The sequence below is a fragment of the Streptomyces lycii genome, from assembly GCF_009735685.1.
In the GTDB taxonomy this organism is placed as follows: domain Bacteria; phylum Actinomycetota; class Actinomycetes; order Streptomycetales; family Streptomycetaceae; genus Streptomyces; species Streptomyces lycii.
The window spans coordinates 14,043-33,371 of the sequence record NZ_WHPN01000131.1 but is presented as its reverse complement, the minus strand read 5'-3'; the positions used below and the strand labels follow the sequence as shown (position 1 = coordinate 33,371).

Here is a 19,329-nt window from a genome sequence, read left to right as displayed (position 1 = left end):
GGCCTCGGGGGCCGTCATCGCCGCCCGGCCCGTCCTCGGTGCCGGGTCCGTCCCGGGAGCCGGGCCCGTCCTGGGCGCCGGACCGTCCTCCGGCGGCCCGTCCTCCCCGGCCGCCGGTGCCCAAATCCCGGTCGTGCCCGGCTTCGGGGCGGTATCACACCGTTGTCGGCCGCGGGCAGGGCGCGCCAGCATGGTCCCGTGCGGGGCGCCCCGGCCGGGGGGTACGGCTGTGACCGAGACGTACCCCCGGCCCGGGGCGCCCCGCCGTCACGGGGCACGCCGGACCACCGCCGTGGGCCCACGACCACACCGACGCCAGCAGGGGGAACAGTGCCGACCCGTACCCGCTCCACCGCCGCCGCGCTCGCCGCGGCCCTCACCGCCTTACTCGTCCCGGCCGGTGCCGTACCGGCCGGGGCAGCGGCCGCCGTCCCGGCGGCCGGCTCCACCACCGCGACGGCCGCGTTCCCGGGCGACTCCGCCCGGGGCGCGGCCGTTCCGCGGGCGGGATCACTCGTCACCCTCGTCACAGGTGACCGGGTCCGTGTCGGCGGCGACGGGAAGGTGACCGGCTTCCTGCCCGCCGAAGGCCGCGCCGGAGTCCCCGTCAAGTTCCAGCGCGACGGCAACGGACACACCCACGTCGTTCCGCAGGACGCCACCCGGCTGATCCTCGACGGCACGCTCGACCGCCGGCTCTTCGACGTCACCGAACTGAGCAGCCCCGAGTTCCGGGCCGCGCACGGCGACACCCTGCCGTTCATCGTCGGCTACGACAGCTCCGACCCGGCCGCCCGGCCCGGGCTGCGCGCCGCCGCGGGCCCCGGCGCGGTGCGCACCCTCCGCAGCATCGGCTCCGACGCCGTGGCCACCGCTCCGCGGGAGACCGCCGAGGCGTGGACGGCGCTCACCCGCCCGTCCGGCTCCGGGGGGCAGCGCACCACCGCGCCCGGGGTCTCCTCCGTCTCCCTGGACGGCCTGCTGCGCACCGGCCTGGACCGCAGCGTCCCCCAGATCGGCGCCCCCACGGCCTGGGAGTCGGGGTACGACGGAGAGGGCGTCACCATCGCCGTGCTGGACACCGGCATCGACACCACGCACCCGGACCTGGCCGGCGGCAAGGTGATCGCCGAGGAGAACTTCTCGACGTCTCCCGGCACCACGGACCGGCACGGCCACGGCACCCATGTGGCATCCACCGCGGCCGGCACCGGAGCCGCCTCCGGCGGGACGTACCGCGGTGTGGCCCCGGGCGCGAAGCTGCTGAACGGCAAGGTCATCTCCGACGAGAACACCGGCACCGAGTCCGGGATCGTCGCCGGCATGGAATGGGCCGTCGCCCAGGGCGCCGACGTGGTCAACCTCAGCATCGGTGCCCCCGACAGCCCCGGCGAGGGCCCCATGGAGCGGGCCCTCAACCGGCTCTCCGCGGAGAGCGGGACGCTGTTCGTCGTCGCGGCCGGGAACACCGGCCCGGCCGCGGGCGGTGTCACCACCCCGGGCACGGCGGACGCCGCCCTCACGGTCGGCGCGGTCGACAAGGAGGACCGGCTGGCGGACTTCTCAGCGCGCGGCCCGCGCCCCGCCGACGCGGCGCCCAAGCCCGATCTGACCGCCCCCGGGGTGTCCGTGGGCGCCGCGCTCGCCGAGGGCAGCGCGCTCGCCGAGGAGGCCGAACCCGTCGCCGACGGCTACGGCGCCGTGTCCGGCACCTCGATGGCCACCCCGCACGTCGCGGGCGCGGCAGCCCTGCTCGCCCAGCAGCACCCGGACTGGACCGGCCGGCGGCTCAAGTCGGCGCTCACCGGTTCAGCCGCAGCCGGCGGCGGCCACAGCGTGTTCGAACAGGGCACGGGCCGCGTGGACGCTGCCCGTGCCACCGCACAGACCCTGGCCGCCGAGTCGTCCTCGCTCGCCTTCGGCACCCGGCAGTGGCCGCACCAGGACGACGAGCCCGTCACCGGGACGGTCACCTACCGCAACGACGGCGAGCGGGACATCACCCTGGCACTCACCACGGAGGCGACCGGACCGGACGGCGGGGCCGCGCCCGAGGGCATGTTCACCCTGGACGCGGAGCGGCTCACCGTCCCGGCCGGCGGCACGGCCTCGGTGGGCCTGACCGCGGACACCCGGCCGGGCGGCGACCGGAACGGCGCGTACGGCGTCACGGTCACGGCGGCGGGCGGCGGCCAGTCGGTCCGCACCTCCGGCGGACTGGTGCGCGAGGAGGAGTCGTACGACCTGACGGTCCGGACCACCGGCCGGGACGGTACGGCCCCCGGCGCCTGGGCCGTCACCCTCTACGACTTCGCCCGCCGCACGTTCACCGGCACCGGGAGCGAGGACGGCGCATCGACCGTGCGGCTGCCCCGCGGCACCTATCTGCTGAGCCACGAGATCCTGCACGCGGGCGCCACCGGGGAGAACGTCACCGGGCTGGACTGGCAGCTGCGGCCCGAGCTGGAGCTCACCGGCGACACCACGGTCGCCTTCGACGCCCGTCGGGCCGAGCCGGTCGAGCTGACCGTTCCGGACCCGGAGGCCCAACTCGTCAACGTCGCGATGTCCTTCGACATGACGGTCCCCGGCATGCCGGGCGGCGACAGCACGGTCAGCAGCGTCTGGCTGACCCCCGAACTCCCCGACGGCTTCCACACCGGGCACACCGGACCGGAGGCCGGGCCCGGGATGCTGCACGCCAAGGCGGTCGGCAGCTGGGAGAGCGGCGGCGACACCGAGTACCGCACCGCGTTCGGGCAGGAGGACCGCCTGTTCACCGGGCTGCGCCGGGACACCCGCGCCGCCGAGCTGGCGGAACTCTCCGTCGGCCAGGGCACCACGGCACCGGGGCGCAGCGGCTCGCTGCTCACCGAGCCCGACACCGGGGACCTCGGCGCCGGATGGACGGTTTCCCTGATCCGGGAGGCGCCCGGCACCGTCCGGCAGTTCCTCAACACCGACGGGGTGCGCTGGTCGCACAGCTACGCGCAACTCTCGCCGGAGCAGCAGGAGGAGGCGTACTACACCGGACCGCAGCGGGCCGCCTACACGGCGGGGGAGCGCCATGCCCACACCTTCAACGTCGGGGTCTTCGGCCCGCTGATCGAAGCGGACACCGCGGACGGCCTGTACCGGCGGGGCAACACCCTGCTCGGCCGGGTGAACCCGCTCGCCGACGGTTCCGGGCACCGGGGCCGGAGCGACTACGACAGTGCCTCGACGACGCTCTACCGCGACGGCGAACCGTACGCGGCGTCGGAGGACGTGCTGGACCGCACCGAGTTCACCCTGCCGGAGGGACGGGCCGGCTACCGGCTCGTCACCACGCTGTCCCGGGGCGGCGCCGGCACGCCGGCCCGGGAGGTGACCGCCGAGTACACCTTCTCCTCGGAGTACGGGTCCGAGGAGAAGGTGCGGATCCCGGCCTCGGCCGTCCGGTTCACCCCGGAGCTGGCCCTGGACAGCACGGCCCCGGCGGGCGCGGAGACCGAGATCCCGGTGACGGTGCAGGGCGCCGCCGCCGCGGAGGGGCCGGCGGACCTCCGGGTGCTGGTGAGCTTCGACGGCGGCGGGAGCTGGCGGGAACTCCCCGTCCGGGACGGCCGGGTGATCGTGACCAACCCCGTGGAAGCGGGCACGGGGGTGTCCCTCAGGGCGGAGCTGACCGACCGCGCGGGGAACGAGCTGACCCAGACCGTCACCGACGCCTACCTGATCCGGGAGAATTGATACGCTGCGCTTCCGGTGGTGCACGGAAAGTGAAATTCGGCGCCGCCCGCCGCCCGGGTTGATCGCGAATCCTGAATTCAGGGAATCCGCACATCGCATACACAGAAGCGTCACAGGCGCGATATGCGCGGGAGATCTCCCGGGCGACAGTCAAGTCTTAAATGGCCGTATGTCCGATCGGCGAAGAGTCGTTGAGTGATGTAGATCGCGAGACCACTTCGTGGATCTTGTGAAGGAGTCGTCACCATCCGGCTCCCGATTCGGCTGCCGAAAGCCCGTCGAGCTGGGCTTCGTCTGCGCATGAGTGGCCCGGTGACCGGCAGGCGTGATTTCATCTGGCCAGACGCGGGAGTTGTAAGAACCGGTGCTCCTTGACGGGGCATCAAACGACCGTCGAACAGGCCGGGTCGGTTCCCCGCCGACTTGGTCGATGCAAGTGATATATCCCCCCTGCAACGAAGGGAAGCCCAGTCATGACGGACTTCACGCCCCAGGTTGAGACCGCTGAGATCGCCGACGCCGACCTGGACAACGTGTCCGGTGGCGTCCTCGGCGTCGAGGTCGGCAACGTTGTCGGTCTCGCCGACTCCGTTCTCCCGGTCTCCGAGGTCACCGGCCTGGTCGAGGGTGTCACGGGCGTCAGCACCGCCCCGATCACCGGTGCCGTCACCAGCCTCTGATCCAGAGCGCTGCTGTAGGGCTCACGCCCGAGGCATTTCTCGTCCCGCCGGCGTTCCTGCGGCCCGGCAGGGATGAGCGTGAACCCCGGAACTTTGGTTCCGGGGTTCACGGCTGAGGTGGGGCGTACGCAATCACGACTTCGCCGCGGGGTGCCCTCCGGTGCCTGTGTTACGGTCATGCATTGTTGTTCCCGACCGCGGTGTGCCTGATCGAGACGAATGCAGTTGAAGGAATAGTTGCGTGCAGTTCCGGCAAAAGGCGCTTTCCAAGCTGCAATCGCCCGAAGAACTCGACCTGCCGGTGCGTTTCGCCCGGCCGCGGGGCTGGCTCGTCCTGGCCGTGACGCTTTGCGCGATGGCCGGTGCCACCTTCTGGGCCGTTACCGGCACCGTGGTGTCCAAGGTGACCGCGCCCGGCATTCTCACCCATGCCGAAGGCAGTTACATCCTGCAGAGCCCGGTGTCCGGCCAGGTGACCGCGATCCTCGCCCGCGAGGGGGAGTCCGTCCCGAAGGACGCGCCGCTGCTGAACGTGCGCACCGGCGACGGGCAGACCAGGGCCGTCCGGGCGGTGGCCGCGGGCCGGGTGACCTCACTGGTGGCCAAGATCGGCTCGGTCGTCACCACCGGATCCGACGTGGCGACCGTGGAACGGGTCGGCAGCCCCGGCGACCCGCTCATCGCCATGCTCTATGTGCCCGGCAGCAGCGGAGCCTCCATATCCCCGGGCGCCGACGTCGATCTGAAGGTGCAGTCCGCGCCCTCCCAGCAGTTCGGTGTCCTGCTCGGCAAGGTGAAGGCCGTCGGCCGCGCCCCGCAGACCCGGCAGCAGATCACCGGATTCCTCGGCGACGCCCAGCTCGGTGAACAGTTCTCCGAGGACGGAAAACCGATGGCGGTCCTGGTCGAATTGAAACGGTCGAAGGACACCAAGTCCGGTTACGCCTGGTCCCAGGACGACGGCCCCCCGTTCGAACTCGAATCGACCTCCCTCGTCGACGCCGACATCCACCAGTCCGAAGAGCACCCGATCGACTGGCTCCTGCCATGACCGCGCAGCACGACCCCGCGACCCCCGCCGCTCCGCCGCCCCCCATCGCCGGCCGGGGCCGGCACCGCCCCGGCGGCGACTCCGGCGGCCGGGCCCGTTCCTCCGGCTCCCGCCGCGCGGCCCCGCCCGGCCGCCGGCAGCGGAAGCAGCGGCGGCCCGGCGGCAAACAGAAGACGGTCCGCACCCCCACCGTCCTCCAGATGGAGGCCGTGGAGTGCGGAGCCGCCGCGCTCGCCATGGTCCTCGGGCACTACGGCAAGCACGTGCCGCTGGAGGAGCTGCGCATCGCCTGCGGCGTGTCCCGCGACGGCTCCCGCGCCAGCAACCTGCTCAAGGCGGCCCGCGGCTACGGCCTCACCGCCAAGGGCATGCAGATGGAACCGGCGGCCCTCGCGGAGATCCGCACCCCCGCCGTGCTCTTCTGGGAGTTCAACCACTACGTCGTCTACGAGGGCACCGGCCGCCGCTTCGGCCGCCGCGTCGTCCACATCAACGACCCGGCACGCGGGCGCCGCCATGTGCCCGTCGAGGAGTTCGACACCAGCTTCACCGGCGTCGTACTGACCTTCGAGCCCGGCGAGTCCTTCCGCCGCGGCGGCCGCAAACCGGGTGTCCTCGGCGCCATGCCCGCCCGGCTCCGCGGCACCACGGGCACCATGCTGGCCTCGCTCACAGCCAGCTTCCTGCTGGTCGCCGTCGGCGCGACCGTCCCGGCCCTGAGCCGCACCTATATCGACACCTTCATGCTCGGCGGGCAGACCTCCCTGCTCGGCGTGCTCTTCGCGTCGATGGGCGCCACGGTCCTGCTGACGGCCGTGCTGACCGGGGTGCAGCAGGCGAACCTGCTGCGCGGCCGCATCATCTCCTCCACGCTCAGCAGCGCCCGGTTCCTCAGACACCTGCTCCGGCTGCCCGTCACCTTCTTCGCCCAGCGCAGCCCGGCCGACCTCGTACAGCGGCTCCAGTCCAACGACACCGTCGCCGAGACCCTCGCCCGGGACCTCGCCGCGGCCGGCGTGGACGCCGTCGTCGTGATCCTGTACGCGGCCCTGCTGTGGAGCTACGACCCCCAGCTGACCGGCATCGGGGTCGGCATCGCGCTGCTCAACGTGGTCGCGATGCGGATCGTCATCCAGCTGCGGGCCACCGGCACCCACAAGCTGCGCGCCGACAGCGCCCAGCTCACCAACACCTCGTACAGCGGGCTCCAGCTCATCGAGACGATGAAGGCCACCGGCGGTGAGAACGGCTACTTCCGCCGCTGGGCCGGCCAGCACGCGACGACCCTCAACAGCCAGCAGAAACTCGGCGTCCCCAGCGCCGCGCTCACCGTCGTCGCGCCCACCCTGGCGGCCCTGAACAGCGCGATGATCCTGCTCATCGGCGGACACCGGGCCGTCGAAGGCGCCGTCTCCGTCGGCCTGCTCGTCGCCTTCCAGGCCCTCATGACCAGCTTCACGGCGCCCATCACCCGGCTCAACGGCGTCGCGGGCCGGATCCAGGACTTCGCGGCCGACGTGACCCGCCTCAAGGACGTCGAGACCTTCCCCGTCGACCCGCTGTACACCCGCCGCGAACCGGCCGCCAGCAACCGCAGGCTCACCGGGCGCGTCACGCTCGACAGCATCACCTTCGGCTACAGCCCGCTCGACAAGCCGCTGCTCACCGACTTCTCCCTGGCCGTCGGGCCCGGGCAGCAGATCGCCCTCGTCGGCGGCTCCGGCAGCGGCAAGTCCACCGTCTCCCGGCTGATCTCCGGGCTGTACGCCCCGTGGGAAGGCACCATCCGCATCGACGGGCAGCGGCTGGAGGACATCCCGCGCAGCGCGCTCTCCGCCTCCGTCTCCTTCGTCGACCAGGACGTCTTCCTGTTCGAGGGCACCGTCCGGGACAACATCGCGCTGTGGGACCCGTCCATCCCCGACGAGGACGTCGTCACCGCGCTCAAGGACGCCGCCCTCTACGACGCGGTGTCCCGGCGCCCCGGCGGCATCCACAGCGCGGTCGACCAGGACGGCCGCAACTTCTCCGGCGGCCAGCGGCAGCGGCTGGAGATCGCCCGGGCGCTGGTGCGCAGGCCCAGCGTCCTCGTGCTCGACGAGGTGACCAGCGCCCTGGACGCCGAGACCGAGCAGGTGATCATGGACAACCTGCGGCGGCGCGGCTGCGCCTGCGTCGTCATCGCGCACCGGCTGAGCACCGTCCGCGACAGCGACGAGATCGTCGTGCTCGACCACGGCAAGGTCGTGGAACGCGGGCGGCACGAGGACCTGGTCGCCGCGGGCGGGCCGTACGCCGAGCTGGTCAAGGAGCACTGACGTGACGTTCCCGCACCAGACCGGGCCCGCCGACGGTGCCTGGCCCGCCGGCGGGTACCCGGCGTCGGGCCCGTACCCCGGCGAGCCGTACGACACCGGCCAGTACGCCACCGTGCAGCCCGCCCCGGCCGCCGCTCCCGGGCCGGCCGGGGCCTCCGGGCCGGTCCCGCCCCCGCCCGCCGCCGGACCCGCCACCGGACCCGCCACGGATTCCGTGCTCGTCGCCCTCGGCGGACTCGGCCAGGCCGTCGACTGCGCCGGGCTGCGCAGCATCTCCCTCGACGGGCCGCACGTGCTGTGGCTGGTGGCCGAGGGGACCCTCGACATCTTCGCCGTCGACGCCTCCAGCCAGGGCCACTGGCACTTCCTCGGCCGGCTGGAGAGCGGCACGCTGCTGCTCGGCCCCGTCGAGGGCCCGCAGCACACCCTCGTGGCCAGGCCCCAGCAGGGCTGTGTGCTGCGCCGGATCCAGCTCCGTGAGCTGTACCGGACGCCCGGCCAGGGCTACGGCCAGGGCTGGGACGACACCTGGGGCGGGGGCTACGCCGACCCGTACGGCGAGTGGGCCCACGCCGCCCAGCAGGCCCCCGGCGCCGGACTCGGCCCGCTCGAGGACGCCTTCGCCCGCGGGGTCGGCCGGGGGCTCCAGGTCCTCTTCGAAGCCCCGATGGACGGCAGCCCGGGCACCGAGCACGAGTCCGGGGACGAGGACATCCTGTGGATGCCCGTCGTTCCGGGAAGCGTGCAGTACGGCGCCGCCTACGGCGCGGAGGCCGCCGCGGACCTGCTGATCGACCCGACGCTGTGGCAGAACATGGTGAACCAGCAGTCCCGGCTGCTGTTCACGCTCGACCGCTGGATCGAACGCCTCGAACAGGCCCACGAGGACCGTACCGCCGCCGGAGTCAAGGCCGGGGAGACCGTCCGCGCCCAGGCCGACCAGGCGCTGCTCGCCTCCATCGACCGCACCCGGGTGACCGGCGCCGGCCCGTCCGGCGGCAACGACGACGCCACGCTCGCGGTGTGCCGGCGCGTGGCCGAAGCCGCCGGGATCCCGCTCCGCGACCCCGCGTCCGCCACCGCCGGCGACCGGCTCAGCCCCGTCGAACGGGTCGCGCTCAGCTCCCGGTTCCGCACCCGGGTGGTGAAGCTCACCGGCCGCTGGTGGCGGGAGAACACCGGCCCGCTGGTCGGCCACCGGACCGACGGGACACCGGTCGCCCTGCTCTGGCGCCGGGGCCGCTACGAGGCCGTCGACCCGGCCACCGGCGGGCGGACCCGTATCGCCTCGGGCAACGCGGACGACTTCGACGGCCGCGCCGTGATGTTCTACCGCCCGCTGCCGGACCGGCCGATGGCGCCCTGGCGGCTCCTCCGGTTCAGCCTCCGCGGCACCTCCCCGGACGTCCGCGGCCTGGTCCTCGGCGGACTGGTCGCGATCGGCCTCGGCGCGCTGGTGCCCGTCGCGACCGGAAAGGTGCTCGGCGAGTTCGTGCCCGACGCGGAGACGGCGCTGATCACGCAGACCGCCCTGGCCGTCGTCGTCACGAGCGTCGTCGCCGCGGCGTTCATGCTGCTCCAGAACCTGTCGCTGCTCCGCATGGAGGGACGGGTCGAGGCCACCCTCCAGCCCGCGGTCTGGGACCGGCTGCTGCGGCTGCCCACCAAGTTCTTCGGCGAACGATCGACCGGCGAACTCGCCAGCGCGGCCATGGGCATCAGCGCCATCCGCCGGGTGCTGTCCGGCATCAGCGCGGTCGCCGTCCAGTCGGGCACCGTCGGCGCCGTCAACCTCGTCCTGCTGCTGGTCTACAGCGTGCCGCTGGCGCTCGTCGCCATGGGGCTGCTCGTCGTCATCGCCCTGGTCTTCCTCGGCCTCGGGCTGTGGCAGCTTCGCTGGCAGCGGCGGCTGGTCAAGCTCAACCACAAGCTCAACAACCGGGCCTTCCAGACCCTGCGCGGACTGCCCAAGCTGCGGGTCGCGGCCGCCGAGAGCTTCGCCTACGCCTCCTGGGCCGGAGAGTTCGCCCGCAGCCGCGAACTCCAGCAGAAGGTCGGCCGGATCCGGAACATCACCGCGGTGTGCAACGCCGTCTATCTGCCGCTGTGCATGCTCCTGATGTTCATGCTGCTGGCCGGGCCCGCCCGCGGCAGCCTCTCGCCGAGTGCCTTCCTGACCTTCAACGCGGCCGTGACGATGATGCTGACCTCCGTCACCCAGCTCACCAACTCGCTCATCTCGGCCGCCGCGGTGCTCCCGATGTACGAGCAGGTCAAACCCGTGCTGCAAGCCGTACCGGAGGTCCGCGGGACGAGCACCCAGCCCGGCGCTCTGACCGGCGCGATCGAGGCCGACAACCTGTCGTTCCGCTACTCGGACGACGGGCCGCTGGTACTCGACAACGTCTCCTTCCAGGTCCGGCCGGGCGAGTTCGTCGCGGTCGTCGGGGCGAGCGGCTGCGGCAAGTCCACCCTGCTCCGGCTGCTGATCGGCTTCGACCGGCCCACCTCCGGCGACGTCCGCTACGACGGGCAGGACCTGGCGGCGCTCGACCAGGCGGCCGTACGGCGGCAGTGCGGCGTCGTCCTGCAGAACGCGCAGCCGTTCACCGGCTCCATCCTCGACTGCATCTGCGGCACCGGCATGTACACCCTCGAAGAGGCGTGGGAGGCCGCCGCGATGGCCGGGCTGGCGGAGGACATCAAGCGGATGCCGATGGGCATGCACACCGTCCTCTCCGACGGCGGCGGCACCGTCTCCGGCGGCCAGCGGCAGCGGCTCATGATCGCGCAGGCGCTGATCCGCAAGCCGCGGATCCTCTTCTTCGACGAGGCCACCAGCGCGCTGGACAACGAGACCCAGCGGGTCGTCACCGAGAGCACCCGGAAGCTCAACGCCACCCGGGTCGTGATCGCCCACCGGCTGTCCACCGTCATGGACGCCGACCGTGTCGTCGTCATGTCCGAGGGCCGCGTCGCGCAGCAGGGCCCGCCCGCCGAGCTGCTGGCCGACACCTCCGGGCTCTTCCACGAGCTGGTCCGCCGCCAGATCCGCTGACCGTCTCCGGCCGGGGCGGGGCGGGCCGGACGCGGGGCGGCGGGAACGGGGCCGAAAAGTGCCCGTTGACGCCCGGGTGGTGGATTTCTACGGTGCGATCGCAGGGGCAGGCCACACCTGGGAGGGGCACGACGTGACCACCGCGAACACGGAACCCGTCAGCTATCCGTTCAACGACGCCGACGGCCTCGGGCTGTCCGAGGCCTACGACCGGGCCCAGGAGGACGCCGGACTGCTCCGGGTGCGACTGCCCTACGGGGAACCGGCCTGGCTCGTCACCCGCTACGCCGACGCCCGGCTCGTCCTCGGCGACCGCCGCTTCAGCCGCGCCGAGGCCGCGGGCCGCGACGTGCCGCGGCTGGGCCCGGCCAACGCCGACACCGGCATCCTGGGCATGGACCCGCCGGACCACACCCGGCTGCGGACCCTGGTGGCCAAGGCCTTCACCGCGCACCGGGTGGAGCGGATGCGCCCCGACGTGCGCGCCCTCGCCGAGGGCTTCCTCGACGCCATGGAGAAGAAGGGCCCGCCCGCCGACCTGGTCGAGGACTACGCCCTGCCGATCCCCGTCGCCGTCATCTGCCGCATGCTGGGCGTACCGGAGGAGGACCGGCCCAAGTTCCGCGAGTGGAGCGACGCGGCGCTCTCCACCAGCTCGCTCACCGCCGAGGAGTTCTTCGCGAAGCGCGAGGAGTTACGCGCCTACATGGCCGGGCTCGTCGCCGAACGCCGCGCGCAGCCGCAGGACGACCTGATGACGGCGCTCATCGACGCCCGCGACGCCCGTGACCGGCTCACCGAGCTGGAACTCATCGACCTGTGCGTGGCCATCCTGGTCGCCGGCCACGAGACCACCGCCAGCCAGATCCCCAACTTCATGGTCACCCTGCTGGAACACCCGGAGCACCTCGCCGGGCTGCGCGAGGAACCGGACCTGATCCCGGCCGCCGTCGAGGAGCTGATGCGCTTCGTGCCGCTGGGCGCGGGCGCCTCCTTCCCCCGGTACGCCACGGAGGACGTCCAGGTGGGCGGGACCCTGGTGCGCGCCGGCGAGCCGGTGCTGGTGGCCGTGGGAGCGGCGAACCGCGACGCCCACCGGTTCACCGCCCCCGGGAAGCTCGACTTCGGCCGCGAGAGCCAGCAGCACCTCGGATTCGGCCACGGCGCGCACCACTGCCTGGGCGCCCCGCTCGCCCGCCTCGAACTCCAGGAGGCGCTGCGCGCGCTCATCCTGCGCTTCCCCGGGCTCCGGCTGGCCGGGGACATCGGCTGGAAGAACGAGATGATCGTGCGCGGCCCCTTCTCCATGCCGGTCGGGTGGTGAGTGAACGGATGACGGTCTGGAAGCTCGACGTCGATTCCACCTGCTGCATCGGCTCCGGCGTCTGCGCCGGCACCGCTCCGGAACTCTTCGTCCTGGAGGACGACCAGGCCCGGCCGGTGAGGGCGGAGACGGCACCCGACGAAACCGCGCTGGACGCGGCCGACTCGTGCCCGGTGGCGGCGATCACGGTGCGGGACGAGACGGGGGAGACGATCGGGCCGCGGCCCTGATCACCCGTGGGCGGCAGAACGGGCCCGGCCGGGGCGCAAACCCCGGCCGAGCCGGTCGGTGGCGGCGCCGGTCAGACCGGTTCCTTCGAGGGCATACAGGTGTCAAGCACAACGTCTGCGTGAGCGGCCCGAGTTTGCATGGAGCTGTACGCTTCTGCAAATTGACTAGTACTCAACAGTAGGGCTGTAGCTATGAGGGCGGTCGAGACCACAGGCATGGCTTTGCGCACGGACGTAATATCCTTAGCGTTTGCATTCGAGCACTGATCAATCATCATGGAGTATGCCTGATGATTGCTCGTTGATCGAATGCCTGTCCCCGGCTTCTCCCGGATCTTGGGGGTGAAGGGGAGTCACCCGCGGACGATCATGACTGCGAGATGTTGCGCAACCACTTCCTCAGCCGGCCCGACTCCGTCGCGTCGAAGCGTTCGAAGATCCGCAGTGCCGCCCGGCACAGGGCCACCGCTTCCTCCCGCGAACCCGCGGCGAGCCGTACCTCGGCCAGCGTCGCGCAGGTCTTCGCCTCCTCCTCCGGGGAGTGTATGCGGCGGGCCAGATCCAGGGCGGCTTCCAACTGCTCACCGGCGTGCCGGAGTTGGCCGTCACGGTGCGCGGCCGTGCCGAGCCCGCGCAGTGCCTGGATCTCCTCCAGCCCCGCGCCCAGCTCCCGCGCCAGCTCCAGCGCCTGTGCGTGGTGCCCGGTGGCCTCGCCGTTCCGTCCGGCGGCCAGCAGCGCGTCGCCCATGCGGACCAGCGTGATCGTCACATTGCGCCGGTCGCCCAGCCGCCGGAAGGAGGCCAGCGCCTCTCCGTAGAGCCGCAGGGCCTGTTCGCTCTGGGCGGGCAGCGCGAAGGTGCTGGCCAGGTTGGACTGGGCCACCGCCTGCTCCGTCCGGCTGCCCGACTCCAGGGCGATGGTGAGCACCCGCGCGAACGCCTCCCGGGCGGCCCCCCGGGCTCCCGTGTGGAGATGGGCCTCCGCCTGGTTGTTGAGCGACTGTGCCTGGCCGCGGGCGTCCCCGGTCTCGCCGAACATCGCGAGCGCCTCCCGGAAGTGGCGCAGCGCCGCGGCGTGGTCGCCGAGATGGAGACGGGCGATCCCGAGGTTGTTGGTGGAACGGGCCCGGTGCCACAGATCCCCGGACGCCGTGCGGATGCGGAGCGCCGTGCGGTGCGCCGCGAGCATGGCGGGATAGTCGCCGCGGTGCCAGTACAGCGTGCCCAGCTGGTTGAGCGCCTCGGCCTCCGCCTCCTGGTCACCGGCCTCCCGGGCCAGGCTCAGGGCCCGTTCGCCGTCCGTGGCCGCCGGTCCGTAGCGGCCCGCGTGGGCGTGGTTGACGCACCGGTCGATCCGGGCGCGGGCCTCGGCGCGCCGGTCGCCCAGCCGTTCCCAGGTGAGGACGGCCTGTTCGTGCATGTGGTGTGCTTCCGGCCAATACCCCTCGGTGTCGAGGAACTCCGCGAGCGCGTGGGCGAGCAGGGCGGCCTGCCGGGGGCGCCCGGACTCGCGCAGCCGGCGCTCGGCGGCGACGAGCGCCGGGTGTTCGGTGACGAGCCATTCCTTCGCCTCCCGCGCCCCGGACCAGTCCGGCAGGGCGCACGGGGTGAGGTCCGCCTCGCCGAGCGGGAGGCGGGCCCGCCGGGGATGGGCGAGCCGGTCGGCCCGGTCGGCGGCGCGCAGGTAGTAGTCGGTGAGCCGGCGCACGGCGCTGTCGCGGTCGGCTTCGGAGTCCGTGCCGGCGGTGAGGGTCCGGGCGTACTCGCCGAGGAGATCGTGGAAGCGGTAGCGGTCGGGCGCCGTCTCGCGGACCAGGTGCGCATCGAGCAGTACGTCCACGATCTGTTCGGTGTCGTCCAGCCGCATGCCGGTGAGGGCCGCGGCGGCGCGGGCGTCGAACTCGGTGCCGGGGTGCAGGCCCAGGAGCCGGAACGCGGTCTGCTGCTCGGGAGTGAGCGTGGCGTAGGACATCTCGAACGCGCGGGCGATCTCCCGGTAGCCGTCGCGGAATTCCCTGAGCCGCCCGTGGCCCCGGGACAGCCGCGCGATCAGGTGCGAGGCGCTCCACGAGGGGCGGGAGCCGAGCCGTCCGGCGGCGATCTCGACGGCCAGCGGCAGATATCCGCAGAGCCGTACGATCTCGGCGACCTGTTCCTCGTCCCGGGCCCGCTCGTCCCGGACGAGCCGCCGGAACAGGGTCACGGCGTCACCGGGCGGCAGCAGGTCCAGGAAGACGGACCGCACGCCGGGAAGTCCCGACAGCCGCCGCCGGCTCGTGATGAGCACCAGGGACGGGGAGCGGCCCGGGAGCAGCGGGCGGACCTGGTCCGGGTCCGACGCGTCGTCCAGCACGATCACGACGCGCCGGTTCGCCAGGAGGGTCCGCCACAACGACACCGACGCGTCCAGGTCCTGCGGCACGCCCCGCGCCGGTACGCCGAGTTCGCGCAGCAGCTGGGCGAGGGCGGCCGAGGGGGAGAGGGGCCGGCGTCCGGGGGCGTGCGCGCACAGGTTGACGTAGATCCGGCCGTCCGGGAAGTGCGGGGCGACCCGGTTCGCCGTATGCAGGGCGAGCAGGCTCTTGCCCACCCCGGCCATGCCGGAGATCGCCTGGAGAGCGATCACCGTGCCCGCACCCGCCGAGGCGTCCGGGGCCAGGCACTCGTCCAGGACGCGCTGCTCCTCCTCCCGGCCGACCAGCTCCGCGTGGCGGGGGAGGGAGTCGGGCGGCGGGCCCGCCTCGCGGAAGGTGACCGGTGCCGGACGGCCGGGCAGGAGTTCGGCCACCGGGGCGCCGCTGAGGATCAGCCGGTGGATCCGGGTCAGCGCCTCGCCGGGATCCGTGCCCAGCTCCTCGCGGAGTCTGCGGCGGGCGGACTCGTAGGCACGCAGCGCGTCGGCCTGGCGGCCGCAGCCGTAACTGGCGGTCATGAAACAGCCGATGAGCGTCTCGTCGGTCGGATACCGCTCCACCCACGCGGACAGATCGCCCATCAGGTCGGCGTAACGGCCGTGCCGCAGCTCTATCGCGATTCCGGTGAGGGCGGCGGCGAGGCGTTTCTCCCGGAGCACGGTGCGGACGCTCTCGACCCACAGGCCGCCCAGTCCGGACAGCGGTTCGCCGCGCCACAGCCGTTCCGCGCGCCGCAGCAGGTCGAGCGCCTCGGCGTCGTCGCCGGAGTCGGAGAGCGACCGGGCCCGGGCGGCCAGCTGCTGGAACCGGTGGCAGTCGACGCTGTCCGGGGAGGTCTCCAGGGTGTACGCGTGCGCGTGCTGGGTGATCCTCGGGGCCGGGTTCAGACCCGCGGTGCGCAGGTTCTTGCGGATCCTGGCCGTGTAGGCGTGCACGCTGGCCCGGGGTTTGCGGGGCGGGCTGCCGTCCCAGAGACGGTCGACGAGGGTGTCCAGGGACACCGGCCGGCCGGCGTCCAGCGCCAGTGCGGCGAGCGCCATCCGCTCCTTCGCCGAGCCGAGGACGGTGTGGGGGCGGCCGCGCGTGCGCAGTTCCACCGGCCCCAGGATGAGAATCTCGCAGTCCACCAGCGTTCCCCAATCGCCGGTCCGGCCCCGCCCTTCCCGAAAGCATGACACGTCGTCAACTTTGGTCACCAGATGACCCCATGTGGCGGCTTGACTTGGCCGAAACGTTCTTCCCCGCACATTTCTTGGTCTGCGACGGCCCGGGTGCGGGTATGCCGCATGCGGCCGGGACCGCTCATGACGGCCGTGGACATACGCTGCCGCGGACCAACGGGGGAGGACGTGGGGATGGACCCGGTAACAGTCCCGGAACTGACGACGGCGCTGGTCAGAGCCGGTGACCAGGGGACGGACGGCACGGCCTGGCAGGCGCTGGCCCAGCTCGTACGGGCCTGGGCGGGCGAGGCGGCCACCGGGACCGGCGCAGGAGCAGTCACGGGACCGGCCGCATCCGCCACAGGGCCGGCCACGGGACGGCCGGTCACGGGACCGGCCGCGTTCGCCGGGGGACCGGACATCGCGCCGGACGCCGCCTCGGACACCGCGGCACCGCCGCCCGGCCCCGTCGCGGCCCTCGACGCCGCCGAGCGGTCACCGGGCGACCGGGAACGCGCCGGGGCGCTGGCCGCCGCGCTGATCCGGCACGCCGCCACCCGGCCGCGGCTGCGGCGCGAACTGGCCCTGTGGGCCCGCCCGGCGGCCCCGCGGGACACCGGCCGCACGGCCGCGGCCGGCAACGTCCTGCAGGGCGCCGCCCGGGTCGCCGGTCCCGTGGTGCAGGCCCGGGACATCCACGGCGACGTGCACCTCCACGCGCCCCCGCCCCCGGTGGCCGACAGGCCGGTACCCCGCCAGCTCCTCCCCGTACCCCGGCACTTCACCGATCGCGAGGACGAACTCGCCGCCCTGGAATCCCTGCGCGAGGACGCGGCCCGTGCCGCCGAGGGCGCGCCCCTCCGGGTCGTCATCAGCGGACCGGCGGGCATCGGCAAGACGGCCCTCACGTCGCGCTGGCTGCGCCGGGCGGCCGGGGAGTTCCCGGACGGCCAGCTGTACGCCGACCTGCGCGGTCACTCGGCGGCCGACGGCCCCGCACGGCCCGGTGACGTTCTCGGCCAGTTCCTGCGCGCGCTCGGAGTCCGCCACCTGCCCGCGGAACTGGACGAACAGACCGCCCTGTGGCGCTCCACCACCGCGGACCTGCGGATCGCGGTGATGCTCGACAACGCCCTGAGCGCCGCGCAGGTCCGGCCGCTGCTGCCCGCCTCCCCGGCCAGCCTGGTCGCGGTGACCAGCCGCCGGCGGTTGTCCGGTCTCGTCGTCGACGGGGCCGCCTTCCAGCAGCTCGGGGCCCTCGCCCAGCAGGCCGCCGTCGACCTGCTCACCCGGCAGGTGGGGGTGCAACGCGTCCGGCGCGAGCCCGAGGCGGCCCGGCGGGTGGCGGCGCTGTGCGCCGGGCTGCCGCTCGCCGTGAGCGTCGCGGCGGCCCGCCTGGCCGCCCGGCCGCGGCAGCCGCTCGCCGTCATGGCCGGGGCCCTGGGCCCGGACGGCCCGGGCCGGCTGGCCAATCTCAGTGCGGAGGGGGAACAGGCGGTGCGCACGGCCCTGGACGAGTCCTACCGGGGGCTGCCGCCCGAGGCCGCCCGCGGTTACCGCCGGCTCGGGGTCCTCCCGGTCCCGGTCTTCGACGGAGCGGTGGTCGCCGCCGCGTGCGCGGTGTCCCGCACGGCCGCCGAGCGCGTCCTGGACGAACTGGTCGAGGTGCACCTCGTCGAGGACCTCAGCCCGGACCCGGAGGACGGCACGGAGCGCTACCGGTTCCACGACCTCGTACGGGCCCACGCGGCGGACCTCGCGGGGCGGGAGGACACCCCGGCGGACCGGCGGGACACCGTCCGGCGGGTCGTGGAACGCTATCTGGCCACCGCCACCGAGGCGGAACGGCTGCTCACTCCCGGACACCGCACCCTCCGCCGCGACTACGCCTTCCCGCCGGAGGAGGGCTTCCCCTTCACCGACAGCCGCTCGGCACTGAACTGGCTGGACCGGGAACGGCTGCACCTGATGGCGGTGCTGCGGACCGCCGTCGAGTGCGAATGGCACGCCACGGCCTGGCAGCTGGTCGACGCCATGTGGCCGCTCTTCCTCCGGCTGCGCCCGTACGACCTGTGGACCGAGGCCCACTTCCTCGGCCTGCGGGCCGCCGAACGGGACGGCGACCCGGCCGCCGAGAGCCGCATGCTCACCTCGGGCGGCGCGGGGCTGCGCAACGCGGGCCGTCACGACGAAGCCGTGGAATGGTTCGGCCGGGCCCTCGCGGGCGCCCGGCGGGACGGCGACCGCCGGGCCGAGTCCCAGGCCCTGCACGGCATCGGCCAGAGCCGCCGGCTCGCCGGCCGGCTGGAGGAGGCCGCGTCCCACTTCACCCGCGCGCTCGCGATCCGGGAGTCCATCGGCTACCGCCGCGGCGCCGCCCTCACCCGGCTCTGCCTCGGTGACACGGCGCTGGCCGACGGCCGGGCGGCCGAAGCGGTGCCGCTGCTCACCGAGGCGCGCTCCCAACTGCTCGCCGTCGACGACCTGTACGACGCCGCGCGCGCCCTCGCCCTGCTGGCCCGGGCCCACACCCGGGCCCACGCCGACCCCGGGACGGCCGAGCGGCTGCTGCGGCAGGCGCTCGGCGAGTTCCGGGCCACGGGATCGGTGCACTGGCAGGCCCGCACCCTGGAATTCCTGGGCGAGACCGCCGAGGAGGCGGGCGACCCCACCCGGGCGGCGGGGTCCTACGAGGAGTCCCTGGCGCTCTACGCCCCCGTCAGCCCGGAGGACGCCGGCCGGCTGCGCGGCCGGCTCCGGGGGCTGGACCCCGCGGGTCCCGGGGGACGGTGAGACCGGCGGGACAGCCGGACCGCCCGCCGGCCGGCCCGCGTTCCCCGGCGCCCGGACCGGCGCCGGGGGAGAAGCCCGGGCCGTACGGGGACGATGAGGATCCCGGGCCGCACGGGGACGGGGAAGAAGCCGGAACGTCCGGGGAGGAGGAGAGCCGCGGGCCGTAGGCGGACGGGGCGGGTCCGGACGGGGAGAGCCGCGGGCCGTACGCGGACGGGGCGGGTCCGGACGGGGAGGGCCCGGGGCCGGGCGCCGCCGGAGAGGCCCCCGGTGCGTCCGGCCACGGAGACCGCTCCGCGCCGCCCGGCCACGGGCACTGCTCCGGGCCGTCCGGCCACGGGCACTCCGCCATGCCGCCCGGCCACGGAGACCGTTCCGCGCCGCCCGGCCACGGGCACTGCTCCGGGCCGTCCGGCCACGGGCACTCCGCCATGCCACCCGGCCACGGAGACCGCTCCGCGCCGCCCGGCCACGGAGACCGCTCCGCGCCGCCCGGCCACAGATGCGGCTCCCCGCCGGCCGGCCCCGGACACGGCTCCGGGCCGCACGTCCACGGACGGTACTCC

Annotated in this window: 9 protein-coding genes; 8 read left to right on the top strand and 1 reads right to left on the bottom strand. The window is 73.8% G+C overall.

All coding sequences use genetic code 11. The annotated features are described in order from the left end of the window. Window positions 1–330 precede the first annotated feature (330 nt). The 7 genes from GCU69_RS05690 to GCU69_RS05660 all read left to right on the top strand — a co-directional run bounded on the left by GCU69_RS05690 (window position 331) and on the right by GCU69_RS05660 (window position 12,393). A complete protein-coding gene (locus GCU69_RS05690) occupies window positions 331–3,732 on the top strand; it encodes a S8 family serine peptidase (RefSeq protein ID WP_156205299.1) in 3,402 nt (1,133 codons plus the stop codon). A gap of 473 nt (window positions 3,733–4,205) precedes the next feature. Beyond that, a complete protein-coding gene (locus GCU69_RS05685; protein ID WP_098750328.1) occupies window positions 4,206–4,412 on the top strand; it encodes a type A2 lantipeptide in 207 nt (68 codons plus the stop codon). Window positions 4,413–4,653: 241 nt separating this feature from the next. After that, window positions 4,654–5,463, top strand: a complete 810-nt coding sequence (locus tag GCU69_RS05680; RefSeq protein WP_098750329.1) for an HlyD family efflux transporter periplasmic adaptor subunit — start codon at window positions 4,654–4,656, stop codon at window positions 5,461–5,463. Then, entirely contained in the window at window positions 5,460–7,781 is a 2,322-nt protein-coding gene (locus GCU69_RS05675; RefSeq protein WP_156205298.1) for an NHLP family bacteriocin export ABC transporter peptidase/permease/ATPase subunit, read from the top strand. The genes GCU69_RS05680 and GCU69_RS05675 overlap by 4 nt, the downstream gene beginning before the upstream one ends. A gap of 214 nt (window positions 7,782–7,995) precedes the next feature. After that, window positions 7,996–10,839 carry an NHLP bacteriocin export ABC transporter permease/ATPase subunit gene (locus tag GCU69_RS05670; RefSeq protein WP_235978264.1) on the top strand — a complete coding sequence of 948 codons (2,844 nt, stop codon included), beginning with the start codon at window positions 7,996–7,998 and terminating at the stop codon, window positions 10,837–10,839. A 133-nt stretch (window positions 10,840–10,972) separates the two neighbouring features. After that, on the top strand, window positions 10,973–12,163 hold the full coding sequence (locus tag GCU69_RS05665) for a cytochrome P450 (RefSeq protein ID WP_098750363.1): 1,191 nt from the start codon (window positions 10,973–10,975) through the stop codon (window positions 12,161–12,163). An 8-nt stretch (window positions 12,164–12,171) separates the two neighbouring features. Then, a complete protein-coding gene (locus tag GCU69_RS05660) occupies window positions 12,172–12,393 on the top strand; it encodes a ferredoxin (protein WP_098750331.1) in 222 nt (73 codons plus the stop codon). Window positions 12,394–12,760: 367 nt separating this feature from the next. Here the strand turns inward: GCU69_RS05660 and GCU69_RS05655 are convergent, their stop codons facing one another. Beyond that, window positions 12,761–15,934, bottom strand: a complete 3,174-nt coding sequence (locus GCU69_RS05655; RefSeq protein WP_156205297.1) for an AfsR/SARP family transcriptional regulator — start codon at window positions 15,932–15,934, stop codon at window positions 12,761–12,763. A gap of 228 nt (window positions 15,935–16,162) precedes the next feature. On the opposite strand from GCU69_RS05655, the gene GCU69_RS05650 reads away from it, so the two are divergent. Further along, entirely contained in the window at window positions 16,163–18,763 is a 2,601-nt protein-coding gene (locus GCU69_RS05650) for an ATP-binding protein (protein ID WP_156205296.1), read from the top strand. Window positions 18,764–19,329 lie beyond the last annotated feature (566 nt).

Bases quoted from the DNA above. Each gene is read 5' to 3' on its own strand.
- GCU69_RS05675 (WP_156205298.1), top strand. From the start codon at position 5,460: ATGACCGCGCAGCACGACCCCGCGACCCCCGCCGCTCCGCCGCCCCCC.
- GCU69_RS05685 (WP_098750328.1), top strand. From the start codon at position 4,206: ATGACGGACTTCACGCCCCAGGTTGAGACCGCTGAGATCGCCGACGCC.
- GCU69_RS05650 (WP_156205296.1), top strand. From the start codon at position 16,163: ATGGACCCGGTAACAGTCCCGGAACTGACGACGGCGCTGGTCAGAGCC.
- GCU69_RS05660 (WP_098750331.1), top strand. From the start codon at position 12,172: ATGACGGTCTGGAAGCTCGACGTCGATTCCACCTGCTGCATCGGCTCC.